Here is a 26,483-nt window from a genome sequence, read left to right as displayed (position 1 = left end):
CTTCTTATTCCATTTGTGGTCACTCGGGTTCACGATGGTGGGACAACCCACAGACCACAGGAGGCATCGTGTCCCAGCTTCAGGCGCTAAGCGCAGTGGAAATAACCTCGCTGATTCGCTCCGGCCAGCTCTCGGCCCGAGAAGCATTGGCCAGCCATATTGACCAGATCCAGAAGGTCAACGAATCGATCAACGCTGTGGTCATCACGGACTTCGAGCGTGCCGCCGAGGCCGCTACCGCAGCCGATGAGGCTCAGGCGCAGGGCGCAGAACTCGGTCTCCTCCACGGGCTACCCATGACCCACAAGGATACCTTCAACACCGCGGGTCTGCGGAGTACTCAGGGCTCGCCCGCCTTTGCCGAGAACGTGCCGGAACACGATGACCTGCAGATCGCCCGACTCAAGGCGGCGGGCGCTATCCGCACGGGCAAAACCAACGTTCCGGAGTTCGGCGCCGGATCGCACACCTTCAACGAGGTATTCGGCACGACCACCAACCCTTACGCCACCGACAAGTCGGCCGGCGGTTCCTCCGGAGGTGTGGCGGCCGCCATCGCCGCACGTATTCAGCCGCTAGGCGACGGCTCGGACATGGGCGGTTCGCTGCGTATCCCCGGTAGTTTCTGTAACGTCTTCGGCTTCCGCCCCTCCTATGGCGTGATCCCGTTAGGCTCTGCGGGCAATGCACATGCCTGGTTGGCTCGCTCAGGTCCGATGGCTCGCACGGTCGCCGACGTCGCACTGTTTATGCAAGCAAGCGCCGGCAACGACAAGATCCACACGGGCAATACCCTCAGCGGTCAAGATTTTGCGTCACTTCACCCCGAACTCAAGGGTGCGCGGATCGGGTACAGCTTCGACTTCGGTCTCAACGTCCCGGTGGAGCCGGAAGTCATCGAGGTGCTGCGTGGCCAACTGGCCGTATTCGAGCAGGCCGGGGCCATCCTTGAGGAAGCCACCATCGATTTCAGCGATGCCGACGAGGTTTTCTCGGTCACCCGCGCCTTCGACTTTGCCACCGGGTTGGGCGGCTTGGTGCGCGAGCATCCGGAGTTGGTCAAGCCCGAGGTGATTTGGAACGTCAACAAGGGGCTGGCATTGGATGCCGATGCCATGATCAGCGCCGCCGCGGCTCGCACCCGGTTGGGTGAGGCGGTAGACAGCTACTTCGAACGCTTCGATTTCTTCCTCTCACCGGCCGCCCAGGTGTTGCCCTTCGATGCGACATGGCGTTATCCCGAGCAGATTGCCGGAGTTCCGTCCGAGACTTATCTGGATTGGATGCGCTCGGCCTGCCTGCTCTCGGCCACGAGCCTGCCGGTGATCGCCATGCCCGGTGGTTTCACGGCCTCCGGTTTGCCGGTGGGCTGGCAGTTGGCCGCAAACCACTACCGCGATGTCGAACTGCTCAATGCCGCCGCCGGTTATGAAGAAGCCACTCACTTTGCCGATCGTGCCCCGGCGCTGGCCCAGCTCGATACGGAGGCCGCCCAATGAACCCGGAGAAGACCAACAACAGCGGGCCACTGAGCGGGTACACCGTCATCGATCTGACCCGGGCGCTGGCCGGACCGCATGCCGGGATGATGCTCGGAGACCTCGGCGCCGATGTCATCAAGGTCGAATCGGCCACCGGCGATGACACCCGAGGTTGGGGTCCGCCCTTCGTCGGGCCCGAGGATGAGCGTATCTCAACCTACTTCATGTCCTGTAACCGCAATAAGCGTTCGATCACCCTCGACCTGAAGTCACCCGAGGGCACCGAGCAATTGGCCGAGCTGGTGCGCCGTGCCGACGTCCTGTTGGAGAACTTCCGTCCCGGGGTATTGGACCGGCTCGGATTCACCGAAGAACGCCTCACCGAGCTGAACCCGAGCCTCGTGGTGCTCTCCATCAGCGGCTTTGGCCACGACGGGCCCGAGGCCTGGCGAAGTGGCTACGACCAGATCTTGCAAGGTGAGGCCGGTTTGATGTCACTGACCGGTTCCGCACCCGAGGACCCGCAACGCGTGGGCGTACCCATCGCCGACCTGCTGGCAGGCATGTATGGTGCCTTCGGTGTGCTCGCCGCGCTACTCGAGCGCGAACGCAGCGGGCGCGGGCAGGTGGTGCGCACCTCGCTGCTGGCCGCCGTTGTCGGTGTCCACGCGTTCCAAGGCACGCGGGCCACGGTGGCCGGTGAAGTCCCGGCCGCGCAGGGAAATCATCACCCCTCGATCGCACCCTACGGACTATTCCGCAGCGCCGATGGGTTCGTGCAGATCTCGGTGGGTAGCGAAAAACTGTGGGCGACCTTCGCCACCGAATTCCAGATCCCTACCGCCGGGTTCGAAACCAACGCCGACCGCGTAGCACGGCGTGCTGAGCTGATTCAGGCGGTGGAAGCGGTCTTCATGACCCTCGACACCGCGACGCTGCTCGAACGTCTGGGCGCCGCGGGCATTCCCGCCGGAATCGTGCGTAGCCTCGATGAGGTCTACGCCTGGGATCAGGTCCGCAGCCAGGGATTGCTGCTGGATGTGGCCCACCCGGTTCTCGGACAGGTGCAGCTGCCGGGCCCACCACTGCGTTTCTTCCGCGACGGCGAAGAGCAAACTCGTCGTGAGCACACGCCACCTCCCGGGCTGAACGAACATGCCGCCCAGATCCAACAGTGGCTCGCTGGCACCGCGGCGGTCGGGGACCGGCCGGGGGAGCAGTCATGAGCGCAACCAGTCAGCGTATCCAGCGGATTAGCGCCCGGGACATGATCGACGCAGTGCTCGACCCCGGGTCCTTTGAAAGCTGGGATACTCCCGCGGATTATTCCTACGCGGATAGTCAGTACGCCAGCCAGCTGGCTGCGGCCGCCGCCAAAAGCGGGCACGACGAATCGGTCATCACCGGCACCGGGCGTATCGCCGGGCAGCAGGTAGCCGTCGTGCTCAGCGTCTTTGACTTCTTAGCCGGTTCGATCGGCAACGCCGCCGCAGATCGGATCGTCGCGGCATTGCACAAGGCCACTGCGCTGGGTCTGCCGGTGCTGGCCTCGCCGGCCTCGGGCGGCACCCGGATGCAGGAGGGTACCCCGGCCTTTGTCGCGATGGTACGTATCTGCGCGGCCGTGCGTGCCCATAAGCAGGCCTCGTTGCCCTACCTCGTGTATCTGCGGGATCCGACCACCGGCGGGGCAATGGCCTCCTGGGGCACCCTAGGGCACATCACCGTGGCCCAACCCGGGGCGTTGCTGGGCTTCCTCGGCCCGCGCGTGTACGAAACCATCTACCATGAGCCATTCCCGAGCGGTGTGCAGCAGGCCGAGAATCTCTACGCACAGGGGCTCATCGACGCGGTGCTCCCGGTCGAGCAGTTGGCCGAGATCGTGCGCGGAATCCTACGCATTCTCGCCCCGGCCACTGCCCGCAGCGGGCGGGACCCGGCGGACCTGCTGATTGACGACTTCGTGGACCGGGAGCTGGACCAGGACGCCGTGTGGCGCAGCGTCGGACACACCCGCCATCCGCGACGACCGGGCGTGCGCCATGTCATCAAGTACGCCGCCAGCGACGCCTTGCAACTCTCGGGCACCGGGCAGGGAAAGCACGATGCCCGGATGTATTTGGGGCTCGCCCGCTTCGATGGGCAACCTTGTGTGTTGGTGGCGCAGGATCGTGACCCGAGCACCGCCGCACCCTTGGGTGCCGCCTTCCTGCGTGAGGCTCGCCGCGGGGCCGAACTAGCCAGCGGGTTAGGACTACCGCTGCTGACCGTGATTGACACCGAGGGTGCGGCGCTATCGAAGCAAGCCGAGGAAGAAGGGCTTGCCGGGCAGATTGCCCGTTCGATCAGCGCACTGATCGGACTCGAGACACCCAGCGTGTCCCTGCTCCTCGGGCAGGGAACCGGCGGCGGCGCCTTGGCGGTGCTTCCGGCCGATATCACCCTCGCGGCCGAACACGCTTGGCTCTGCCCGTTACCGCCGGAAGGGGCCAGCGCGATCCTTTACCGCGACACCGCGCATGCCGCCGAACTGGCGCATGCACAGAAAGTGGATGCCTTCGCCCTGCGCCGGGCTGGCATCGTCGAACGCATTATTGCCGAGCCGGAACCGGCCACCCGCTACCCACGCCACTTCGCGCAGCGCATCGGGGCCGCGCTGGCCGGAGCCTTGGCCGATGCCGCAGCGACCCCTGCGGCAATGCGGGCCACGGCGCGTGCACTGAAGTATGCTTCGGTGCGATAGCACGCAGTGGTGGTGAAAGGTGAAACGCATGCCCCGGGAGCCGGAACTGAACGACCTGCAACGCAATATTATTGCCGCGCTACAGGTCGATGGCCGGGCCACCTGGCGCAAGATTGCCACGGTACTCGGTGAACCCGAACGTACCGTGGCTCGCTACGGCTCGAGTCTGCTTGCCGATCGCAAGGTGATCGTCGCGGCCTTGCAGCACCACTCCTCTGCGATGATCGTGGCCTTTAAATGCGCCCCAGGCACGGCCCAGCTAGCCTGTGAGGCGCTAGCCCAACGCGCCGACACCAGCTACAGCTACATGGTCACCGGTCAAAATGATGTGGTGGCCGAGCTACGTTACGACGGGGATATCACCGAAACGCTGACCCTGCAGCTACCGGCCACCCCCGGGGTGAGGCAGTATGTGGCCTATCCGGTCCTCAAATTTTTCAAAACTATTCGTGGCTGGACGGCCGGGAATCTCACCGAGGCTCAACGCCAAGCCTTAGCTCCGGAACTTACCGGGGACCCGCGCACCTTGCACGATTTCGACGAGCTCTCCAGCACGGACGAACAAATTATCGCGGCACTGGCACAGGATGGACGGGCGAGCATTGAATCCATCGCCCGTCAGGTCAAACTCGGCGAATCCACCGTTTCACGGCGCCTCGAGTGGCTATTGCGTAGCGAATACCTGAGCATCCGCGCGCTGGTTGAACCAGCCTTGCTGGAACGCCCCGTTGAGGCGTTGTTGTGGGTGCAGACCTCACCACGCCACCTCGAGGAACTCGGGCAACGCCTGGCCACGCTCCCGGAGGTGCGCTATGCCGCGGCCGTGGCCGGCGACTGCCAGCTCATCGTCGACGTGACGGTGCGTTCGCAGGCGGATCTCTATCGCTTCATTTCGCACGCCACCTGGGGCGATCAGCTCGCCCAGGTGAAAACCTCGATGGTGGTTCAGGCTCGCAAACGCGGTGGTCGGAAACTGGCCTAATTCGCCGCAAGCCCGAGTGCCTGTGCCAAGGTGGTATCGGCGAAATCGGAGGGGGCAAGCACTTCACTGGTGACGTAACGCCCGGTGAGGGCGATACGCGGGTTGGTGCCCAAAACCTTGGCCCCTAGGGTGGCGAGAGCGGCGGGGACCGGAAGTCCTGGCAATCCGGCGGCTTCGCGCAGTACCCGCATGAGTTGCTCGTTGCGTACCGGTTGCGGTGCGGCGGCATGAATCAGCTCGGCCTCGATGTGCGCAGTCTCCAACCCAAGCAGGGCGCGAATAAGACGCAGCCAGTCCGGCAGGCTGATCCAACTCATCCACTGTTCTCCGCTACCGAGCGCACCTCCCATTCCGGTGTGCACTAGGGTCTGCAATGGGGTCAGTAGCGGGGCATCGGGGTGCATCACCAGCGAGGTACGCACAATATGCTTTGATTCGGCGTTGATCCGTGCGTCGTTGAATGCCGCTTCCCAGTCGCGGGCTACTTCGGTCATCTCGTCGAGGGCACCTTCGGCCGCTGTGCGCGGTGGGGTCGACCGCTCGGTGTAGCGGTTTTGTTTCCCATCGCCGAAGATCGCGGTGGTGCTGGCCTGCGCCCAGGTGCGCAAGGGCTGCTCCGCGGCAGCGGCTGCCTCGGCCAGAATGTGTGTGGCGCGCACCCGCGAGTTGCGCAAAAGTTCGAGATTCTCCGCCGTATTGGCCACATCCACGCGGGCACCGGCGAGATTTATGAGGTGTACTCCACCGTGGAGCGCATGAGCCCACGGACCTAGGTGGGCACCGTCCCAGGGAAGTTGCTCGGCTGGGAAGTGTTCCTCAAGGCTTCGGGTGAGTACTCGAACCTGGTGTCCGCGGCAGAGGAGATCGGCCGCAAGATTGCGCCCGAGGAAACCACGACCCCCGGCAATGACCACGTGTTCGCCACGGGTTGAGGTTCGAGCCGCGGAGGGCAACAGCCGATAGAGTCGTGCTGCCGCCACGGAGAAGTCGCGGCACAGGGCGTTGGCCACGGTGAGTTTGAAGACGCTGGTTCCTGGACCGGACAGCGTCACGGTGAAGGATAACCGTGCGCCACCGGACTCCTCGGCCACCTGCCAGCGTAAGATCATTCGACCGCCGGGCTGCGGCTGGGTAAATTCCACTAATCGTTCGCGCTCGTTGCGCCGGGTAATCGACCCGGACGGGGCGGTCGCGGTGTGGAGTGGACCAAAAAGGCGTCCCGGGGGAAGGAGGTCGACCTTGTTGCCGGCCAGATGTCCGGCGTCATGGACCACGAAGCCATTGAAGCTCTTCATCCAATCACCGGTGCGCGCCAGGTCCCCGACAACGGCGAACACCGCATCGGGTTCGAGCGCGACAAATTGTGTAGCGGTGCGCGTGAAGGAATTCAGCGCCTCGGGTAGCTGGTATCGCATGTCACCATCCCTCATCGTAGGTCCACTGCCTAGCCTACTGTGCACGAACCGAAACGGCCCCGGGGATTGCTCCCCGAGGCCGAATCGTTGCGGTGTGCGTTACGAACTAGACACGCACGGACCCGTTGACTTCGCGTTCCATAGCCGAGAACTCCTCGTCGATGGTCGCGTTTTCACGCCAGGTGGCCTTGGAGACCAGCCAGGTGACCAGTAGGTTCAGCGCGAAGCCCGGAACAATTTCGTACATGGCCCCGGACAGTGCGGGAATATTGCCCCACACAAAGACCACTACGGCGCCGGTGAGCATGCCGGCGAAGGCGCCCACGGCGCTGAGCTTACGCCAGTAGAGGCTCAGCAACACGATCGGTCCGAAGGCGGCGCCGAATCCGGCCCAGGCAAAGGACACGAGCTTCAGGATGGAGGAACTCGAGTCCAAGGCGAGCAGCGCGGCGATAATCGCAATGATCAGCACGCACGCGCGGCCCATGAGCACCAGGGTCTTCTGGCTCGCCTTGCGACCGGCAATGTTGTACAGATCCTCGACCAGTGCCGAGGAACAGACCACGAGCTGCGAGGACATGGTGGACATAATGGCCGCGAGCACCGCGGCCAACACCAAGCCGGCCACGAACGGGTGGAAGAAGACCTGCGAGAGCAACAGGAAGACGGTTTCGCTGCTGCTCTTATCCAACGGCTTGTCCGCGAAGTACGCAATGCCCACCAGGGCGGTCACCACGGCGCCGACCGTGGTCAGGAACATCCAGCCGATGCCGATGCGGCGCGCGGTTTTCGCTTCGCCTGGGGTACGTAGCGCCATGAAGCGCACCAGAATATGCGGCTGGCCAAAGTAGCCGAAACCCCAGGCCGCGGTGGAGAAGATGGCCACGATGGCCAGGAATGCGTTGGCATCGTGGAAGGAAGAAAACAGATCGAAGGCGATCGGGTTTGCATCGGTGATGCGTTGACCCAATGTGGAGATATCTCCAACACGGAAGGCCGCAACAACGGGCACGGCAATCAATGCGGCGAACATCAAAATGCCCTGGACCATGTCGGTGAGCGAAGCACCGAGGAAGCCTCCGAAGAGCGTGTAGAGCAAGGTGATGCCGGCGACGAAGAACAGACCCGACAGATACGGCCAGGCGAAGGTGGATTCGAAGAACTTGCCCGCCGCAACCATGCCGGAAGAGACATAGAAGGTGAAGAAAGCCAAGATGACCAGCGAGGACGTGATGCGCAAAAGGTGCGAGCGGTCCTTCAGACGCTTTTCGAAGTAGCTCGGAATCGTAATGGCTTCTTGAGCGATCGCTGTGTAGGACCGTAGCCGTGGGGCGACGAACTTCCAGTTCAGCCAGGCACCGATGATCAGGCCGATGGCGATCCAGGCGGCGTGCATGCCGCCGAGGTAAACGGCGCCGGGTAGCCCCATGAGCAACCAGCCGGACATATCGGAGGCGCCGGCGGACAGCGCCGCGACCGACGGTTTGAGCCCACGGCCGGCGAGCATGTAGTCGTCGATGTCGTTGGTGCGCTTATACGCGATGTAGCCGATGCCGAGCATTGCGGCCATGTAGATGACAATCGCAATCATCTGGAATGTGGAGTCGGACATGATTCCCTCTGTTGGCGGATAGCGTGAGGCACGCCGCAAAAGTGTGCGAGAACCTACTATGGCACCAATCACAGCGAATGTCTCGCCGAGGGAGATACTTCGTTACCATTTCGTGACCTGATTGTGGATCTCTTCGCGTACCGCCTGGATGGCGGGGGAGCGCTCCGAGGAATGGCGCATTGCGGTGAAGATCGTACGCACCGGCGCCCCGGGCAAATCCACGAGCCGCGCCGGGCGTCGACCCACTGCTTCGGGCCGGTGCGCGGTCAGTAGGTCGGGCAGAAAGGCGGCAGCCAGTCCCGACTCGACAAGCTGTACGTGTGCCTGTAGATCGGCCGTCTCGTAACGTACCTCGGGTTCGAAACCTGCGGTGCGGCACGCCTCTTCGGCGAAGTGTCGGCTAGAGGTGCCACGTGGCTCCATGACCCAGTGCATGCCGGAGGCCTGGGCGAGCGAGGTGATCTTGGCCGCCGAGGCCTGTGGTGGCAGGGCCAGGCGCAAGGGGTCGTGGGTCAGTGTGCGTCGATCCAGATTCTCGAAATGCGGCGCGGCATGGGCGGGGTACTGCTCGGCGATCACCAGATCGAAATTTCGCGCGCTGGTTTCGCGCATTGCCTTGGCTGGCTCGTGGTGAGTCATTTCTATTCGCAGATTGGGGTGGTCGATCGCCAGTTGGGTCAGGACCGGAGGCATGATGGCCAGCATGGCGGTCTGGAAGGCCGCGAGGCGTACCGTTCCGGCCACCGAAGAGAGGGTGGCAGCCAGATCCGACTCGGCGCGTTCCATGGAATCCAGCAGCTGTTCGGTGTGCGCCACAAGTACCTGCGCTTGCGGGGTTAACTGCAGGGTGCGTCCGGCGCGACGCAGAAGCGGAACACCGGCTTCGGCCTCGAGCAGACTCAGTTGTTGCGAGACCGAGGAGGGTGAGTAGCTCAGCACGTCGGCCACCTCGGAAATTGTTCCGCGGACACTCAGCTCCTGCAGGAGGCGGAGGCGTCTTAACTCCAGCATGTGATCTATACCTCTTTTTACTAGTCGGACCGGCAAAAATTAGCGCTTCGACGGCGCGAATTTGGCGTAGTTTCGCGGGGCAACACGCCTAGGTCAAACACTTTAGCAATCCCGAACGAAATCGTTCAGGTTTGTTCACTTTTCCTAAACCTAGCATGGGGTTCATACTCTTATCAGCACACAGCTTCTTTGCAGTTGATGGCCAAGGAAAAACCGGGATGCCCACGATGGATACCGGTCATCAGCACGGCACATGCACGGCAATCGAAACCCGCCAGTCACGCAAGACGCCCCCGGTGCCACAGATCCCGAATACGCAAAGAAAGGTAGGCGCATAATTGTCCGCGACCTCCGCTGAGAACCAGAGCGTTCCCCCGGCCCTCGACGCCGAGGGTAACCCATTGACCGCTCCCGCCGAGTTGGCCGATGAGGCCATCGCACTGGTTCGCCATTGGCTCACCGAAGCCGCCAAGATCCCCGCCGACGCCTCGGGCGCCCGGTTGGCTGGCGTGCTGAAGGACCCGAATGGACTGGACTTCACCGTCGGCTTCGTCGATGGGGTCATTCGCCCGGAGGACCTACAGGTGGCCGCGGCCAACCTGAAGGCTCTGGCTCCGAAGGTACCGGGCTTCCTGCCGTGGTACATGCGTAAGGCCGTGGCGTTGGGAGGCGCCATGGCGCCGATCATGCCCGGCGTGGTCGTACCGATCGCCCGCAAGGTGCTGCGCGAAATGGTCGGGCACCTGATCATTGACGCCTCGGACGCAAAGCTTGGCAAGTCCATCGCCAAGATCAAGCGCGAGGGCGTGAACCTGAACGTGAACCTGCTCGGCGAAGCCATTCTGGGCCAGGGCGAAGCTTCCCGCCGCCTAGAGGGCACCAAGAAGCTGCTCGCGCGTGACGACGTGGATTACGTCTCCATCAAGGTTTCCTCCACCGTGGCCCCGCATAATCACTGGGCCTTCGACGAAGCCGTGGAGCACATCGTTCAGAAGTTGCGCCCGCTCTACGAGCTGGCCAACAACCACCCGAAGAAGAAGTTCATCAACCTGGACATGGAAGAGTTCAAGGACCTTGAACTCACCATCGCCGTATTCACCAAGATCCTTTCGCTGCCGGAGTTCAAGAACCTCTCCGCCGGCATCGTGCTGCAGGCCTACCTGCCCGACGCGCTGGGCGCGATGATCCAGCTGCAGGAATTCTCCGCCGCCCGCGTGGCCGATGGAGGAGCCCCGATCAAGGTCCGCGTGGTCAAGGGCGCCAACCTGCCGATGGAAACCATGGAAGCCGACGTCCACGGTTGGCCGTTGGCCACCTGGGGCACCAAACAGGATTCCGACACCAGCTACAAGGCCGTGCTTGAATACTCGCTGCGTCCGGGCCACGTGGAGAACGTTCGCATCGGCGTTGCCGGTCACAACCTGTTCGACATTGCGTTGGCTTGGCTGCTGGCCAAGGCTCGCGGGGTACAGCACGGCATCGAATTCGAAATGCTCCTCGGTATGGCTACCGGCCAGGCCGAAGCCGTGCGCCGCGACGTCGGTGAGCTCCTGCTCTACACCCCGGTTGTGCACCCGAACGAGTTCGACGTGGCTATCGCCTACCTGATTCGCCGCCTCGAGGAAGGCGCCAGCCAGGAGAACTTCATGTCGGCCGTGTTCGAACTGGAAAAGAACGAGGCCCTGTTCGAGCGCGAGAAGAACCGCTTCCGCTCCTCGCTGGCCGCGCTGACCACTCGGGTGCCGAGCTCCAACCGCGTGCAGAACCGTAGCGCCCGCGACGAGATCATCGAGGCTAAGGTCGACGCCTTGGCCGCCGGCGAAGGTGCCTTCTTCAACACCCCGGACACCGACCCGGATTTGGCCGCGAACCGTGCCTGGGGCCGCGAAATCCTCGCCAAGATGGAAAACTCCACCCTCGGTGCCGACCTGGTCAAGGCCAACACCTTGGACAGCGCCGCCGAACTGGATGAAGCCATCGCCATGGGTGTGGATGCTTCGGCAGCCTGGCAGGAGCTCGGTGCGCATCGCCGCGCCGAAATCCTGCACAACGCCGGACGCATCTTCGAGCAGCGTCGTGCGTTGATGCTCGAGGTCATGGGATCCGAGTGCGGCAAGACCATCGACCAGGGTGACCCGGAAGTTTCCGAGGCCATCGACTTCGCGCACTACTACGCCGAGCGTGGCCGCGAACTTGAGCAGGTCGACGGTGCTACCTTTGTGCCCTCGAAGCTGACCCTGGTGACTCCGCCGTGGAACTTCCCGATGGCGATCCCGGCCGGTTCCACGCTCTCCGCGCTGGCCGCCGGATCCGCCGTGATCATCAAGCCGGCCAGCCAGGCGGCCCGTATCGGCGCCATGATGGTGCAGGCACTGTGGGATGCCGGTGTCCCTAAGGACGTGCTGCAGCTGGTCTTCGTGGCCAACCGCGACCTGGGCAAGCAGCTCGTGGCCGATGAGCGCGTGGATCGCCTGATCCTCACCGGTGGCTACGAGACCGCGGAACTCTTCCGCTCCTTCCGCAAGGATCTGCCGCTGTTGGCGGAAACCTCAGGCAAGAACGCGCTGATCGTGACCCCGAACGCCGACCTGGATCTCGCCGCCAAGGACGTGGTGCAATCTGCCTTCGGCCACGCCGGACAGAAGTGCTCGGCTGCCTCGCTGGTAATCCTCGTTGGCTCCGTGGCCGAATCGCGCCGTTTCAACAGCCAGCTCATCGACGCGGTCAAGTCGCTGAAGGTCGGTTACCCGTGGAATCCGGAAACCCAGATGGGCCCGGTTATCGACAAGCCGGGCGAGAAGCTGATGCGCGGGCTGACTACCCTCGGTGAGGGGGAGCGCTGGGAACTGAAGCCTCGCGCCCTGGATGATTCGGGCAAGTTGTACTCCCCGGGCGTGCGCTATGGAGTCAAGCGCGGTAGCGAATACCACCTGACCGAGTACTTCGGACCGATCCTTGGTGTGATGACCGCCGAGACCCTGGAAGAAGCCGTGGAGATGGTCAACGAGGTCGACTTCGGCCTGACCAGTGGCCTGCACTCGCTGGACGCCGATGAGATCGGCTACTGGCTGGAGCACATCCACGCCGGTAACCTCTACGTGAACCGCGGAATCACCGGGGCCATCGTGCAGCGTCAGCCCTTCGGTGGCTGGAAGAAGTCGGCCATTGGCGCCGGTACCAAGGCCGGTGGCCCGAACTACCTGATCGGTTTGGGTAGCTGGCGCGATGCCGAGGTGACCGAAACCGCCGCCCTCTCCGGCTTCGCCCAGCGTCTGCTCGAGGTCGCCGCACTGCCGGCCGAGGACGAAGCCTGGCTGCGTGCCGCTATGGGCAGCGATGCCAAGTGGTGGGCCGAAGAGTTCAATACCGCGAAGGACCGTTCCGGACTATTGGCCGAACGCAACGTCTTCCGCTACCGCCCGATGGACGTCACCGTGCGTTACGAACAGGCCAGCAGCGAGCACGGTATCGCCGAGGCTCTGCGTGTTACCGCCGCCGGTGTGCAGGCAGGTTCCCAGGTCGTGCTCTCCAGCTCCACCGAGCTACCGGGCACGGTACGTAACCTGTTGAGTGAGCATTCGGTGACCGTGGTGATCGAGGATGCCGAGGCATTCGCCGCCCGCGCCGCCGGCCTTGCCGCGAAGACCGGACCGGACTCCGCCGCCCGGATCCGTCTCATCGGTGGCTCCGCCGCGGCGGTGGCCGAGGCGACCGACGGCAAGCCAGATGTGGCCGTCTACGCTTCGCCGGTCACCGGGTCGGGCCGCGTGGAAATGCTTCCGTTCCTGCATGAGCAGGCCGTATCCATCACCGCGCACCGCTTCGGTACCCCGAACCACCTTAGCGATGAGCTGATCTAGGTTCCCTTACTGCGCATCGCGCGCAAACTCAAAAAGCCGATCTCCGGCCGGTTACGAACCGGCCGGAGATCGGCTTTTGTCTTCTGCCCACGCCCTACATCTTTTAGCGGGTAACGGGCGTACACTTCGACTAGGTGGTTCCACCGGCCTTGAAGAAGGGAAGGTCGTGCTGGACCGACCACACCGACCACTATTTTCGTTCCGTGAACCGTATTCGACGGCTGGCGACTGGATGATCTGTTGGGCCAGCGGCGCACGCCGGGCACCGATGAGTCCGTCACTCGCGTGGCCACGGTGAACGCCGCCGCGATGAAGAAGGAACCATGGACAAGCCCACCCAGTGCCCGCGCTGTTACCGACAGCCAATCGTTGAAACCGAAACCCGACGCTATATTGACGACGAGAACCAAGACCAGCGCTGGGATCAACATGCTCAGCACGACGCCGAACAGCGTCAAGATCTGCGTGTAACGATGCGTGAGATGCTGTGGAGCTGCCCGACCTGCGGATGGAAAAAGGTTGCCTACAGCGCCAATGAACCCAACCTAGGACCGGAGAACCGGGTCGGACGGTAACCGGCGGGCTACTCTTGCACGGCGCTCCGGCGACGTACCAGCGCGTCAGCCAACCCGGCCAGTAGCGCCGGCAGGATGTAACGAGCCATCGTGATCAGCGTGAAGGTGCTCAAGGACATTCCGGCCGAAGCGGTCAGCGCCAGAACAACGAACCCCATGCCCAGTCCACTGGCCAGGCCCGTGAGCCACCCGGCCAGCGATCGTCCGCGCACAATGAACCATCCGGTCAAGCTCAGTAGTGGAAGCAACAGGCCCCAGGTGGTGAAGTAGCCGCCATAGGCCCCCGACAGATCCAAGGCCGCGGCCACAAACCAGTCGCCGTATTCCACAGTGCCAAGCACCGGTGCCTTCAACGCGATATCGAGTAGCAACGACAGCAGGATCAGACCCGTACCGGCGATTTTCTGGGTGCGGCTGGCAGGTAAGAGCCACATGGCGGCCAAGGTTAGACAGCGCACCGTCCAGAGGGAAGCGATGATCAGTGGGCTCGGGCCAAAGACGATGTGGGCCATGGCGAGCATGGTTGAGCCAGCTAACCCAACCAATGTCGCGAGCCAGACGATGACGGTCGCTGCGGGCAGGTGAATGCGGTTACGGCTTTCGGTCACCACAGAAGTTTAGCCAGTATTCCTTAGAGCTGTATTTGCAGGGCCTTCTTAATCGACAGGGTGCCTTCGGTATGCATTACCGCGCGGCGGTAGATGCGCTCGGCGAAACGCAAAACGACCCAGCAACTTAGCGCCATGATTCCCAAGGAGAGGGCCGGTTCCCACCACGGAACCTCTCCGGAGAGCAAGCGAATAGGCATGGCCACCGACGAGGCAATGGGGATATAGGAGGCGACCACCAACAATTGCCCCGAGGCGTACAGTCCAAGGAACAGCACCGCCATGAGCACCGCAATGATCGGGCCGGAGGACTGCTGAAGATCCTCGGTGCGTGTGGCCAAGGATCCCAGGGCGGCCCACACACCGGCCAGCAACAGGAACCCACCAAGGAAGAACACCACGAACCAGCCGGCTACCTGCGAGACCACGCCAAGGAATGGTAGCTCGATGGGGGAGAGGTAGGCCGCCGCGAGTCCGATCGCGAGGAACAACAATAGTTGCAGCAACGCCAGGACCACGTTGCCAAGGATTTTCCCGGCCAATAGCTGTCGTAACGGGATCGCGCTGGCGAGGATTTCCACCACACGGTTCTGTTTCTCTTCGATCACCGAGTTGGCGATGGGCATACCAAACATCAGTGAGGCCATGTAGAACAGAAAGGAGAATATGAGCGCCATGGCTCGCACCATCGAGCTACGGTCGGCATCACCATGCAGTTGCGCAACGCGTAGGTCCGAGGCGCGCGGCAACTCGGCATCCGCAACCCCCTGCTGCTGGAGTAGTTGCTCGGTCAGTACGGTGCTCAGCGAGTCGCCAATGAGTGTGCGTAGCTCGCCGGGTACCGCGTCCTTGCCCGTGAGCGTGTAGCGCCCTTGGTCATCAGTGCCGAGTAACGCCGTGACCTGCTCCTGCTCGAGTCGCAGCTCGGCGGCTGACTGCGCCATGCGAAGAATGGAGAGGTCAATCCCCTCCGGCTGAGTATCGCGGGCTTCGGTGAGCACCTGGAAACTGGTTTCGTCGGTGGCGATCACCGAATAGCTTGCGGTCCGGGACGATAGCACCCCGGCGACTACGATCGAGCCGATAATCAGCGCGAGGGTGCCCAGTGTGGTGAGCACGAAGGCCTTATCTCGTACCTTGGTTTCGATTTCGCGAAGCGCCACGATGCGCCACCCGGTGCGTGGGTTCACTGGATCACCTCTCGGTAGATATCGGCCAGCGACGGCCGGTACACGGCGAATTCGTGCACGGCCCCGCGCCGCACCGCGCAGCCGAGTACTCGTTGAGCTTCTTGGGGGTTGGCAAAACTTACCAGTGCCTCGGGGCCGGAGAGGTCGATAACCTCGACCCCGGGCTCTTCGCGCAACCACCCGGCATCGGACCCCAAACGTAGCCGGTGGCGATGCGCTTGTTCGGCGCGCAGTTGCTCGGCCGGGGCGTCGGCCAGGATGCGGCCCTCCTGGATAATCACCAAGTGGTCGACCAGCGCGTCGAGTAGATCCAGCTGGTGCGAGGAGAAAAGCACCGGAACGCCCTGCGCTGCGTAGTCGCGCAGGATCGAGCTCATGGCGTCCACCGCCAAGGGGTCGAGTCCGCTAAACGGTTCGTCGAGGACCAATACCTTAGGGCGGTGTAGCAAGGCGGCGACCACCTGCACGCGTTGCTGATTCCCTAATGACAGCGATTCGAGTTTCGCTGCGGCACGTTCGGCCAGCCCAAAGCGGTCCAGCAGCTCCAAGGCTCGCGCGCGGCAGTCGGCGCGCGACAGACCATGGAGTTGGCCCAGATACATCAACTGACGCAACACCGGTTGTTTTGGGTACAGCCCACGTTCTTCGGGCATGTAGCCGAACTCAGGCCGGGTCGATACCGGCAAGCTGCGCCCATCTAGGCGCACCGAGCCACCATGTGCTGCCAACAGGCCCATGATGATGCGCATGGTCGTGGTTTTTCCCGCACCGTTGGCTCCGACGAATCCGGTGAGGGTTCCAGCGGGCACCGAAAAACTGACCTCGTCGAGCACCGTGCGGTCACCGAAGGCACGCGTGATGTTCTCAAGTTCAAGCATCTCGAGGTCCTTTCCGGTGACGGTCGCATGTTCTGTGCACCAGCTTAGGGAGCTTTTTCCCCGGTGGGCTCGCTCTTAAGAGTGAAACTATTGGATGAGCCCGGCGCGGTGGGCATACAACACCGCCTGCACCCGGTCGCGAAGTCCGGCCTTGGCCATCAGATTCGATAGGTGCGTCTTCACCGTCGGTTCGCTCAGGCCGAGCGCAACGGCGATTTCCTGATTATTCTTCCCCGTGGCGAGCTCCTGCAGCACTTGCAGTTCTCGTTCGGAGAAGCCGTCGAGGAGCCGCTGCTGTTCGGCGCGTGGGCGGGTACTCTGCTCGGCGACATGACGACGAATCAGTGGCAGCGTGACTTCTGGAGAGAGCAACCCGTACCCCGCGGCCACCTGATGGACGGCGGCGATCAGTGTTTCGGGGTCCGTATTTTTCAGCAGGAATCCGCTGGCCCCGGCGTCGAGCGCCTCGAAGAGGTAGTCGTCGCGATCAAAGGTGGTGAGCACGATGATCTTGCGTGGGCTCTGTGCGGTCAGCCGGGCGGTGGCCGCGATGCCATCGAGGCGCGGCATTTGGATGTCCATGAGTACGACGGAGGGATCGAGCCGTTCGACCAGCTCCAGCGCTTCGGCTCCATCGGCGGCGGTCCCCAGCACCCGAATTTGCGGGTCGGTTTCCAGAATCAATTGCAATGACGAACGAATCAATGGTTGGTCATCGCAGATCACCACGGTTATTGGGGTCATGTCTGAACTTTATCTGGTGTGCTGTCAGAAACGTCGCGTAGTCGCGCTCGGGTGCGCCAACCGCGCGGAGTGCGTGGCCCAATCTCGACCAGACCGTGGTGCAATGCCGCACGCTCGCGGATGCCGCGTAACCCATAGCCGCCACCGGCGCTGTCGGGACGTGCCGTTCCTTCGTCGGTGACTTCGACCTCTACCCAAGTGCCACCTTCATCGGTGCCAGAGCGCAGAGATAGACGTGCGCTACGTGCCGTGGAGTGCCGGCGCACATTGGCCAGAGCCTCCGAACAAATACGGTAGAGCGCCAGCGACAGTCCAGAAGGTAGCCCAGAGAAATACTGCGCACGGTGTTCTGCGGTGGACAGCTCAACGCGCAACCCAAGATCTGCATTCTGCTCTATCAGGCGATCGAGCTGTTGGAGCGAGGGTTCGGGATGCCGATCACCGTCCGTCGGATTGGCGTCCTGGCCATGCTGCGTGGAGCGTAGCACCCCGAGTAGGGCACGGGTTTCGGAAACGGCGCTGCGTGCCGAAGACTCGATGCCACGCATCAACTCGCTGGCCTTATCGGGATCTCTGCCCTGAACCATCCGGGCAGCTGAGGCTTGCACGCCCACCGAGGCGATATGGTGGGCGATCACATCATGTAGTTCGCGGGCAATTCGCAGACGCTCCTCGCTGACCGCTTGGGAGGCCAATTGGTCGACTTGGTCGGCGATGCGCCGTGCCTGGCTTCGCACCAGCTCGCCGGCATAGGCGTTGGACCAGCTGGTTAGCCCGAGGAAGATCGCCCCGCCAAAATAGAGAATATTAATGGCGAAGGTATAGAGCGGAAAGGCTACCCGCGGCTCCACCGAACCCAGCGAGTTCTCCACCATGGGTACGTCCATGCTTTCAAGCAGGTCGCTGGTGAAGAAGGAGACGATCAGCCATACGGCCATGGCAAGCAGTACCAGGGTCATGGCGGTCCACAACGCCCGGCGGTCCCGGGCCCAAGCCACCGCCGTATAGAGGCCTAGGAAATAGGCCACCTGCGGGCAGAACTGCATCAGCACCGATGCGGTGGGCTGACTCCCACCGAGCATGAAGACCGCCGAACCGATCAGCATCATGCTCACCGGCCAGCGACGGCGAAACATCAGCGGCACGATCAGGGCGACGATGAGCGCAAAGGCTACCGGCCGATCGGCCATCTCGTCGCGCTCGACCATCGAGAGCACGAGCTCCTGCAGGGCCAGGGCCAGCACCAAGAACCCCAAGGCAGCGACAATATCGCGGCGCAGTCCGACGCGGCTAGGGACCGGTCGTTCCCAGTCCTTGGGCGGCAACGAGGGCATATGCCGGTGCGCGAGGTCCACGATGCGGCTCATGGGCAGGTCCTTTCTCGGCGGTGCACGCTCGGTGTCTTCGACTGTACCCGCTCGACGGTGACCGGTGGCTGCGCGATCGCTGTGGGTGCGCGGCGCCGTGCTTGGCAGCACAAGTTACTAGCCGGTAATGTGATGGCATGCACATGATTTTCCGAATTCTGCTCACCTACCTGAGGAGCAAGAAAGCCTCGAAGCTCTCCATGTTCGACACCGGCTCGCTACCCATGCGCGCCACGCTGACGGATATCGACTTCGCCGGTCACATCAACAATGGCATGTACTTTTCCATCTTCGACCTCGGGCGCTTCGACCTGATGTTCCGCTCCGGAGTCTGGGACGTGATTCGCAAGAACAAGTGGACTCCGGTGGTACAGGCCGAGACCATCACCTGCCGCAAGTCGGTCAAACTAGGCGCCAAATTCACCCAAGAGACCCGCGTACTTGGCCTGGACGAAAAGTGCATCTACTTTGAACAGCGCATCGTCTGCAACGGGGAAATCTACGCACAGGGCTATATCGCCACGCGGATGCGCGGACGCAAGGGCGCGGTATCCAATGAGGAGATTATGCAGGCCGTGGGCCTAACGGTCCCCGAGGATCGGGTGGTACCCGAATGGGTGAGTCAATGGCGCGAAGCCAGTGCCCTCCCCGGAGCTCGCAAACCCGCCCCGCACACCTGGCTCGGACGCTAGACCTCTAAGGCATGAACCGCGTCGAGGAAGGCCACGATCTTCTGCGGATCCTTTACCCCACGGCTGCGTTCGACCCCCGAGGACACATCGGCGCCCGCAGCACCCGATAGCTCCAAAGCCTGCACCACATTCTCGGGATCCAAACCGCCGGCCAGCAGAATATTCGAACGCCCCGCGGTCAACTTGCGCGCCGCAGCGTAGTCCCACACCTCACCACTGCCGGGCACCGAGGCATCGACCAGAAGCCAATCCTCGCCACGATCTTCAAACGCCTGGGCGGCATCGGAGATCCGCACCGCACGCACCACCGTCAACCCGGCTCGCTGTGCCTGCGCTACCTCGGTGGAGGTGCGCTCGCCGTGCAACTGAATCCAGGTCAGCCCCGCCGCCTTGGTCTGCTCAATGGCTTGCCGAACCTCCTCATGCCGAAAGACTGCAACCCCGGGAACCTGCTCCGGCAGGCCCTGGGCCAGCTGCCGGGCACGTTCGACGCTCACCTGGCGGGGGCTTTCGGTGAGCACAAATCCCACGGCTCGGGCACCGTGGTCGACGGCCACCTGCACCTCGGCCTCGGTGCTCAGTCCGCAAATCTTGGCAAACGGGCTACGCAGGTGTTTCGGCTGGTAGCCCCCCGGGGCGTCGGCGCGGATGGCCAGCAGTTCCCGAGCGTGTTCGCTGAGCCGCTGATCCTCGGCACTTACCGGTACCCATGGCGGTACCGGTACCGCGGTGCCCGTTTCATCGCGTGCCACCATCACCGTCAGACAGTAGGTGGTCAGGTTCATTTCGGTTCCCTTGGGGTTACCCGAGCGCACATGCACGGCCACATGCATGCCCTTGGCGCCGGTGTAGACCAGGCGGGCCTCGACCTCGACCAGATCCCCGATAAACAGGGGCCGGTAGAAGCGCACTCCGCCAGAGAACACCGCGACCGTCTCACGCTGGCAATAGCGTGCGGCGCAAAGTGCGGCGGCCTCGTCAATCCACTTCATCACGATGCCGCCGTGCACCTTGCCGCCCCAGTTCACGTCCGTGGGTGCGGCGAGGAATCGCAACACCACGCGCTCGGCGGTTCCCGCATCGGTATATTCCTGATCCTTCATCGCCGCCACGATCTTCTCGCGGATGCCGATGCGCGCAATGGCACGTTCGCGCATTTCCAGCTGCCATGCCGTGCGCGGCTCGAAGGAGGGCACTTTCGTGGGTTTACCCTGCTCGTCGACGGCCACGAAAATCACCAAACAGGTTGTCGAGGTGACCGAGCGACGCTCGCGCGGATCGCTGAAGGTCACCTCGGTTCGGATGTGCATCGAGGAGGTGCCGGTGTATACGACCGAGGCGGTGACTTCCACGAGATCCCCGGAGTGCACCGGGTCGGCAAAATGGATGTTGCCAACGTAGGCGGTGACGCAGTAGCTCCCGGCCCAGCCCACCGCTGCGGCATAGGCCGCCTTATCCACCCACTCCAAGACGGTGCCGGCCTCAACCGTGCCGGAAACGCCTACATCGGTGGGGGCGGCAAGAAATCGCAGGGTGATCGAATCGTGTCGGGTGCTAGTGCTCATGGTGCTAGTCTCCGCCAGCGGGCGAGGTCAAACAAACTTTGCGACGTACACCCGGCTGGCAAGGGGCACCCTGATGACTACGATGTATACCGTGGGTAAACTCTTCGGCTTGTTCTCGGTAGCGACGACGCTAGTGATCGTACTGAGCCTTGCGGCCGCCTCCGCCACCGCGGGATTAGCGATCATGCTTGGCCGGGGCCTCGACCTGCTCTTGTCCGGCGGTAGCCTGCCCAGCAACTGGTACTGGCCGGTGGCTGCCGAAACCCTCGTGATCGTGCTCAGTACCGTGCTCATGCCGGTGGTGATCGCTCGCGATAAGGACATCTCCACCCGCGAACAACGCGAAAACCTCCTGCAACACTATCTCGCCATCGGTCCGCTGCGGCTGCGCCGTTTAGGCGAAGGCGAACTGGTGTCCATCGCCATGGACTCCGTGGAACGCGCGGCACGCTACCGGACCGAATTTATTGGTCCGGCGCTCTCCGCGGTAGCCACGCCACTACTCGTCCTCGGGTTCATCGCCGTGTTTATCGACCCGCTCAGTGCCCTGCTCCTGCTGATTCTGACCCCGTTGGTGCCGCTGATCGTGATTGGTTTCCAGCGCCGCTTCCGTGCCTCCTCCGGTGAATACCGACGGTCCCAGGGGATCTTGGCCGCAACCTTCCTCGAGGCCCTGCGCTCGCTGGATATGCTCAAACTCAATGGCGCCTCGCAGTGGATGGGGCAACGGATCGCCAGAGCCTCGGAGCGGGTGCGGCAACAGGTAATGAAGCTGTTGTCGCGGAACCAGCTGGTGCTTCTGGTCATTGATTCCAGCTTTGCCGTCCTGCTGCTGTCCAGCGCGGCGTTGCTGGCCTGGTGGCGCGCCTCCACCGAGGCCATCAGCCCGGGCTCGGCCGTGGCATTGATCGCGCTGAGCTTCTTGACCTTGGCACCGGTGAACTACGTTGGCAGTTTCTTCTACGTGGGGATGACCGGGCGTGCCGCGGAGGAAAAGATTACCCAAGTTCTGCGTGAGCCCATCCACCGCGCCTCGCTGCATCCCGCACGGGCGTCCTTGGGAGATCACGCACTACAACTCCAAGAGGTCAGCGCCCACTACGCCCAGGACGAGGACGCGCTACCGGCGCTCAGCGGGATCACGCTCAGCTTCCCCGCTGGGTCGCGCACGGCGATCATCGGCCCCTCCGGTAGTGGAAAAACCACGCTGTTGAGAGTACTTCAGGGGCAGCTTGAAATATCCTCGGGCACGATCCACGATGGACACCGCACCCTTGGCCCGGCCACCTTGCGGGCCAACACCGCGGTACTCGACCAGGGCGCCGAGCTCTTTGGAAGCAGCGTGCGGCACAACCTCGGGCTGGGCCGACCACAGGCGAGCGACGAAGAGATGATCGAGGTCCTCTCCGCAGTGGGAATGGGTCCTTGGCTCGCGGCCCAACCTCGGAAACTAGATACCAAGCTCGGGGAGGCCGGTGCCCGGCTATCCGGAGGCCAGGCACAGCGCATGGCACTGGCCCGGGCACTGTTGGCTCGCCGGTCGGTGCTGCTCCTCGACGAACCTACCAGCGCACTCGACGTGCGCACCGAGGCCGAGGTTCTTGACACGATCCGACGGGTCACCGCCGGGTTGACCACCGTCACCGTGACGCACCGGCTGGGCCTTCTGCAAGACTATGACCACGTGGTGGTGCTTGAGAACGGGCATGTTATTCAAGCCGGCAGGCGCGAAGAGCTCCTGGCGACACCGGGGTATTTGAAGTCCGCAATGGACGCCTACCAGCGAAAGACGAACGAGCTCTACCGCGCCCTCGGCACCCAAGGAGGAGAACAGTGACCGAACTGCACTCTTCGCCTCCGGGCGTCACTCGTTGGTTGCTCGGCGTCGCTTCGGGGCTTCGCTCAGCGATGGTGCTGGCCTGCCTGTTGGCGTGCATCACCCGATTCGTGTCGCTGGCGATGTATCTCGTAGCGGGCCTCGGGTTACTTCGGGTCCTGGGCATGTCCGTGGCCTCGTGGCTTCCTCAACCGACTTTGGCTCTGTCCGCGGCGCTATTGATTGGGCTGGGCCTGCTCAAAGGGCTTGTGCGCTATGCCGAACAGTACGTGGGTCACCGGGTTGCCTTCCTTGCGCTCTCTCGGTTGCGTTCGGTGATGTACCGGGCCTATGAGCGGCAGGCACCCTTTGGTGGTAACCGGCGCTCGGGGGCGATGCTGTCGAAAGCCACCAGCGATATCGACCGGGTCGAGGTGTTCTTCGCTCACACGCTTCCGCCGGCCGTTGCGTCCCTTGTGGTCAGTGTGGGTTCGAGTCTGTTCGTTTGGTCGATTGCCGGCCCCACACCCGCAGCGGCCCTTGCCGCCGGGTACATCATGTTGGGCTTGGTCGTACCCGGACTCGGCCTACGCACCGTGCAACGGGCGGTAGCTGATACCGCACGTGCGCGCACGGCGCAGAGCCAAGCGCTGGCGGAGACGCTGCGCGGAGCCGAGACGATCGCTGATTATGGGGCCGAGCGAGCGATGCTACGCCGGGTGATGCAACGCGGACCGGATAGCCTGATCGCGTCCAAAGCCGCCTGGATGAGCGGTGTGCGATCGGCGCTGGTGACCATCGTGCCGTGGCTCAGCGCGATCGTTGTCTTGGCGGTTGGATCTGGCAGCGTGCAGCCCGGTGAGCTGGTGCTGGTACTGGTGTTGTGCGTTCCCTCGTTTGAAGCGGTGCGAGCCGTCGAAGGATTCGTGCTGAGTCTTCAAGATTCACTGGCCAGTGCGCACCGCCTCTACGATGTTGACACGGCGCCGGTGACTATCAGCGAGGGTACTGAAGCCCCTGCCGTCGAGGGTACAAGTCTTATCGTGCGACAGCTCAGCGCTGGATACGCACAAGGCACGGTGGTGCACGATGTCGATTTTCACGTAGCAGGCGGCGGCCTGCTTGCGGTTCTTGGCGGATCCGGTAGTGGCAAGTCGACCGTTGCCGCGGCTCTGGTCCGTAGCATCGAATCCGACGGACAGATGCAGCTTGGGGGAGTCGACCTGCGAGCTCTGCCATTGGACCGGCTACGTGAGCGAATTCTACTTGTGGCTCAGACACCCGTGCTCATTCGCGGCAGCGTACGCGAGAACCTGCTACTGGGCAGGGATGACATACCAGATGAGCAACTTCGAGAGGTACTACAGGAACTGGGACTGGCCTCCTGGCTCGCCGCGCAAAAGTCCGGACTCGATACGCGCTTGGGCGAGCGTGGGAGCCGGCTCTCCGGCGGGCAACGACAACGGTTGGGCATCGCCCGGGCGCTACTACGCCAACCCCAGGTGCTGATCCTCGACGAAGCTACGAGCGCACTTGACGCCGAGAGCGAGAGCCTAGTGTTCCAAGCCCTGCAGCGCCGGCTACACAGCGGGATGGCGGCCATCATGATTAGCCATCGACTTTCGGTGTTGCCGTATGTCGACACGGCGCTCGTGCTGCACGACGGTCGCGTCGTCGAAACTGCGACGCCACAGACTCTTATCGCGCGTTCCGACTCGATGCTGCGAGCCATGATTCAGCGTGAAGCTGGAAACCTGTGAGCCCTTACATTCACCGCAGTGCTCGCGTTAGGCTCGCAGCATGGTGCGTTTAGTTGTAGTTCTATTTCTAACAGCCCTGGCCACTGGCCTGATACTAACCGCGGTGCTTGCCTCGCAATATGGAAGTGCCGCATGGTGGGTACTGCTGGTGTTGACCGTGGGTCTGGCCAGCGTAGGAATCTATGACATGGTCCAGAAGCGCCACTCAATCCTGCGCAATTACCCGATTTTGGGCCACGCGCGCTACTTTCTGGAGTTCATCCGACCCGAAATTCAGCAGTACTTCATCGAACGCAACACTGACGGTCGCCCCTTCGATCGTGACACACGCTCACTTATTTATGCGCGAGCAAAAGGTGTCGACAGCCACAAAGCTTTCGGTACCGAGCGTCTGGTCAACGTGGAAGGGCACGAATACTTACTACATTCTTCGGCGCCCGTTGCGCCAGTCTCCAGTCAGTTCAAGGTGCGCGTGGGATCTAGCCAATGCACGGAGCCCTACGATATTTCGCTACTCAACATTTCATCTATGAGTTTCGGATCACTCTCGGCCAACGCGGTACTCGCAATGAACCGCGGCGCTCGGATGGGCGACTTCGTGCAAGAAACTGGTGAAGGGGGTCTGAGTAAATATCATCTCGCCAGCGATGCCGACCTCTTTTGGGAAATCGGGTCAGGCTACTTTGGATGCCGGACTGAAGAGGGCCGTTTTGATCCCGAGACATTCGCCAAGAAGGCTTCGCTGGAACAGATCAAGGGCGTCACCATCAAGATGTCGCAGGGCGCCAAGCCCGGTCTTGGCGGCGTGCTACCAGCCGCAAAAGTGACTGCTGAAATTGCAGAGACCCGGCTCGTGCCCATAGGCGAGGACTGTATCTCGCCCGCAAGCCATAGTGAGTTCTCGACTCCTCGAGAGCTTTTGGAATTCGTTGCTCGACTTCGAGAATTGTCAGGTGGTAAGCCCGTGGGGGTGAAATTCTGCGTTGGCTCACGTACCGATGTTCTGGCCATCTGTAAGGGAATGATCGAAACTGGGATCCTCTTAGACTTCATCACGGTAGACGGTGCCGAGGGAGGTACGGGAGCTGCACCGCTCGAATACGAAGATCACATCGGTACGCCACTTACCGAAGGGCTGATGATCGTGCACAACGCGCTAGTGGGAGCTGGCTTACGTGACGAGGTGCGCCTGGCCGCCGCCGGGAAAGTCGCCACCGGATCGGACATCGTCAAGCGACTCATTCAGGGTGCGGATTTCACCTTTGCTGCGCGTTCAATGATGATGGCGACGGGATGTATTCAAGCCCAGCGCTGCCATACGAACCATTGTCCCGTGGGTGTGGCCACCCAGTCCAAGCGTCGCATGCGTGCGTTGGACGTGACCGACAAGGGACATCGGGTCTATAACTATCATCGCTTGACGGTCACCGAGGCCCAGCAAATCATTGCTTCGATGGGTCTGACGAGCCCGCATCAGTTGACGAGCCGTATGTTGCGTAGGCGCGTGAATATGCAAAACACGCGTTCGTATGCGAGCCTTTTCCACTGGCTTACGCCGGGGCAATTGCTTACAGATCCACCAGTTCATTGGCAGGAAGATTGGGACGAGGCGGATCCAGACCACTTTGGAGAGTTTCCGCCGGTTCGACACGGCATGCCTCTGTCCGTGGCCATCGTTCCGCCAGAGCAGCCAGACCGAGGTGCAAGAATCACACGAATCGAGCCAAAAGACTCCACGAAGGTCGTACCTATCTCCTCCGATGCAACTCGACCGGAGAGTAAACCCGGCACGAAGTGAGCCTACCCGGCCAGCTGAATCGCGACGGCCATCACTCCATCTCAATGATTCGGCATACCGAATTGTTCGAAAGTAACAATACGGTCACAGTAACACTTAAAAATTGCGAGAAAATGCACTTCGAGGGTGACTTAATCCCGATTGGTTTCATTATCGTTCTGCGAACGATTCGAGTGTAGTTGGCCACGTTGTCGACGCCACATCAATAGTGACTGGTCGGATTCTTCGCGTCCAAGTGCGATTTGCTCGCCTGCTGATCAGTGGCCCATTCGTCATTAAAACAACTAGTCAAGATTTGGTTTCACCTCCGGGGTGACCTCAAATTCTTGTGCCAGGCCCCGCGGAATCTAAAGATCGGCGCTAATTAATGGCCCGAGTGAATTCCG

General features: G+C 62.5%; 18 protein-coding genes and 2 pseudogenes. 10 read left to right on the top strand and 10 right to left on the bottom strand.

The features are described from left to right. Nucleotides 1-65: 65 nt before the first annotated feature. The 4 genes from ACJD00_RS13350 to ACJD00_RS13335 are packed head-to-tail and all read left to right on the top strand — an operon-like array spanning nucleotide 66 to nucleotide 5,206. Nucleotides 66-1,499, top strand: coding sequence for an amidase (locus tag ACJD00_RS13350; protein WP_418909339.1), 1,434 nt, complete (start codon nucleotides 66-68; stop codon nucleotides 1,497-1,499). Further along, nucleotides 1,496-2,707, top strand: coding sequence for a CaiB/BaiF CoA transferase family protein (locus ACJD00_RS13345; RefSeq protein WP_418907407.1), 1,212 nt, complete (start codon nucleotides 1,496-1,498; stop codon nucleotides 2,705-2,707). The genes ACJD00_RS13350 and ACJD00_RS13345 overlap by 4 nt, the downstream gene beginning before the upstream one ends. Beyond that, nucleotides 2,704-4,224, top strand: a complete 1,521-nt coding sequence (locus ACJD00_RS13340) for a carboxyl transferase domain-containing protein (protein ID WP_418907406.1) — start codon at nucleotides 2,704-2,706, stop codon at nucleotides 4,222-4,224. Before ACJD00_RS13345 ends, ACJD00_RS13340 begins: the two co-directional genes overlap by 4 nt. Nucleotides 4,225-4,252: 28 nt before the next feature. Next, entirely contained in the window at nucleotides 4,253-5,206 is a 954-nt protein-coding gene (locus tag ACJD00_RS13335; protein ID WP_418907405.1) for an Lrp/AsnC family transcriptional regulator, read from the top strand. Here the strand turns inward: ACJD00_RS13335 and ACJD00_RS13330 are convergent. The 3 genes from ACJD00_RS13330 to ACJD00_RS13320 all read right to left on the bottom strand — a co-directional run bounded on the left by ACJD00_RS13330 (nucleotide 5,203) and on the right by ACJD00_RS13320 (nucleotide 9,244). Further along, nucleotides 5,203-6,621 (bottom strand): NAD-dependent epimerase/dehydratase family protein, encoded by a 1,419-nt coding sequence (locus tag ACJD00_RS13330; RefSeq protein WP_418907404.1) that lies wholly within the window; start codon nucleotides 6,619-6,621, stop codon nucleotides 5,203-5,205. The genes ACJD00_RS13335 and ACJD00_RS13330 overlap by 4 nt on opposite strands. 106 nt (nucleotides 6,622-6,727) lie before the next feature. Then, on the bottom strand, nucleotides 6,728-8,233 hold the full coding sequence (putP, locus tag ACJD00_RS13325; RefSeq protein ID WP_309409232.1) for a sodium/proline symporter PutP: 1,506 nt from the start codon (nucleotides 8,231-8,233) through the stop codon (nucleotides 6,728-6,730). A gap of 102 nt (nucleotides 8,234-8,335) precedes the next feature. Continuing rightward, nucleotides 8,336-9,244 carry a LysR family transcriptional regulator gene (locus ACJD00_RS13320; protein ID WP_309409231.1) on the bottom strand — a complete coding sequence of 303 codons (909 nt, stop codon included), beginning with the start codon at nucleotides 9,242-9,244 and terminating at the stop codon, nucleotides 8,336-8,338. Between the two features lie 338 nt (nucleotides 9,245-9,582). Here ACJD00_RS13320 and ACJD00_RS13315 point away from each other — a divergent pair, with 338 nt between their 5' ends. After that, nucleotides 9,583-13,104: a bifunctional proline dehydrogenase/L-glutamate gamma-semialdehyde dehydrogenase gene (locus ACJD00_RS13315; RefSeq protein WP_418907403.1), complete on the top strand. Its 3,522-nt coding sequence runs from the start codon at nucleotides 9,583-9,585 to the stop codon at nucleotides 13,102-13,104. Between the two features lie 323 nt (nucleotides 13,105-13,427). After that, complete coding sequence (locus ACJD00_RS13310; protein ID WP_309409229.1) at nucleotides 13,428-13,679, top strand: hypothetical protein; 252 nt, start codon at nucleotides 13,428-13,430, stop codon at nucleotides 13,677-13,679. Nucleotides 13,680-13,687: 8 nt separating this feature from the next. On the opposite strand, the gene ACJD00_RS13305 is transcribed toward ACJD00_RS13310, so the two are convergent. The 5 genes from ACJD00_RS13305 to ACJD00_RS13285 form a co-directional block, all read right to left on the bottom strand. Continuing rightward, nucleotides 13,688-14,287 (bottom strand): hypothetical protein, encoded by a 600-nt coding sequence (locus tag ACJD00_RS13305; RefSeq protein WP_418907402.1) that lies wholly within the window; start codon nucleotides 14,285-14,287, stop codon nucleotides 13,688-13,690. A 23-nt stretch (nucleotides 14,288-14,310) separates the two neighbouring features. After that, nucleotides 14,311-15,477 (bottom strand): ABC transporter permease, encoded by a 1,167-nt coding sequence (locus ACJD00_RS13300; RefSeq protein ID WP_418907401.1) that lies wholly within the window; start codon nucleotides 15,475-15,477, stop codon nucleotides 14,311-14,313. Further along, entirely contained in the window at nucleotides 15,474-16,355 is an 882-nt protein-coding gene (locus ACJD00_RS13295; protein WP_418907400.1) for an ABC transporter ATP-binding protein, read from the bottom strand. The genes ACJD00_RS13300 and ACJD00_RS13295 overlap by 4 nt, the downstream gene beginning before the upstream one ends. Nucleotides 16,356-16,442: 87 nt before the next feature. Then, nucleotides 16,443-17,099, bottom strand: coding sequence for a response regulator (locus ACJD00_RS13290; protein ID WP_418907399.1), 657 nt, complete (start codon nucleotides 17,097-17,099; stop codon nucleotides 16,443-16,445). Continuing rightward, nucleotides 17,096-18,466 carry a sensor histidine kinase gene (locus ACJD00_RS13285; RefSeq protein WP_418907398.1) on the bottom strand — a complete coding sequence of 457 codons (1,371 nt, stop codon included), beginning with the start codon at nucleotides 18,464-18,466 and terminating at the stop codon, nucleotides 17,096-17,098. The genes ACJD00_RS13290 and ACJD00_RS13285 overlap by 4 nt, the downstream gene beginning before the upstream one ends. 143 nt (nucleotides 18,467-18,609) lie before the next feature. Between ACJD00_RS13285 and ACJD00_RS13280 the strand changes: the two genes are divergently transcribed. Further along, nucleotides 18,610-19,158 (top strand): acyl-CoA thioesterase, encoded by a 549-nt coding sequence (locus tag ACJD00_RS13280; RefSeq protein WP_418907397.1) that lies wholly within the window; start codon nucleotides 18,610-18,612, stop codon nucleotides 19,156-19,158. Here the strand turns inward: ACJD00_RS13280 and ACJD00_RS13275 are convergent. Together ACJD00_RS13275 and ACJD00_RS13270 are read right to left on the bottom strand one after the other, a co-directional pair. After that, a pseudogene (locus ACJD00_RS13275) lies at nucleotides 19,155-19,742 on the bottom strand (phosphoribosylanthranilate isomerase); the annotation flags it as partial. The gene ACJD00_RS13280 and the pseudogene ACJD00_RS13275 overlap by 4 nt on opposite strands. Before the next feature lie 24 nt (nucleotides 19,743-19,766). Then, nucleotides 19,767-20,723, bottom strand: a pseudogene (locus ACJD00_RS13270) (acyl-CoA thioesterase); the annotation flags it as partial. Nucleotides 20,724-20,796: 73 nt separating this feature from the next. On the opposite strand from ACJD00_RS13270, the gene ACJD00_RS13265 reads away from it, so the two are divergent. Genes ACJD00_RS13265 through ACJD00_RS13255 form a run of 3 tightly spaced genes read left to right on the top strand, consistent with a single transcriptional unit; the run spans nucleotide 20,797 to nucleotide 26,097 of the window. After that, nucleotides 20,797-22,560, top strand: a complete 1,764-nt coding sequence (locus tag ACJD00_RS13265; RefSeq protein WP_418907396.1) for an ATP-binding cassette domain-containing protein — start codon at nucleotides 20,797-20,799, stop codon at nucleotides 22,558-22,560. After that, nucleotides 22,557-24,299: an amino acid ABC transporter ATP-binding/permease protein gene (locus ACJD00_RS13260; RefSeq protein ID WP_418907395.1), complete on the top strand. Its 1,743-nt coding sequence runs from the start codon at nucleotides 22,557-22,559 to the stop codon at nucleotides 24,297-24,299. Before ACJD00_RS13265 ends, ACJD00_RS13260 begins: the two co-directional genes overlap by 4 nt. 40 nt (nucleotides 24,300-24,339) lie before the next feature. Then, nucleotides 24,340-26,097 (top strand): FMN-binding glutamate synthase family protein, encoded by a 1,758-nt coding sequence (locus ACJD00_RS13255; protein ID WP_418907394.1) that lies wholly within the window; start codon nucleotides 24,340-24,342, stop codon nucleotides 26,095-26,097. The last annotated feature ends 386 nt before the right edge of the window (nucleotides 26,098-26,483 follow it).

Origin of the sequence: Glutamicibacter endophyticus, assembly GCF_048457885.1 — a bacterium.
Classification (GTDB): Bacteria; Actinomycetota; Actinomycetes; order Actinomycetales; family Micrococcaceae; genus Glutamicibacter; species Glutamicibacter endophyticus.
The sequence above is the reverse complement of the archived record's forward strand: the minus strand, read 5'-3'. Positions and strand labels throughout refer to the sequence as shown.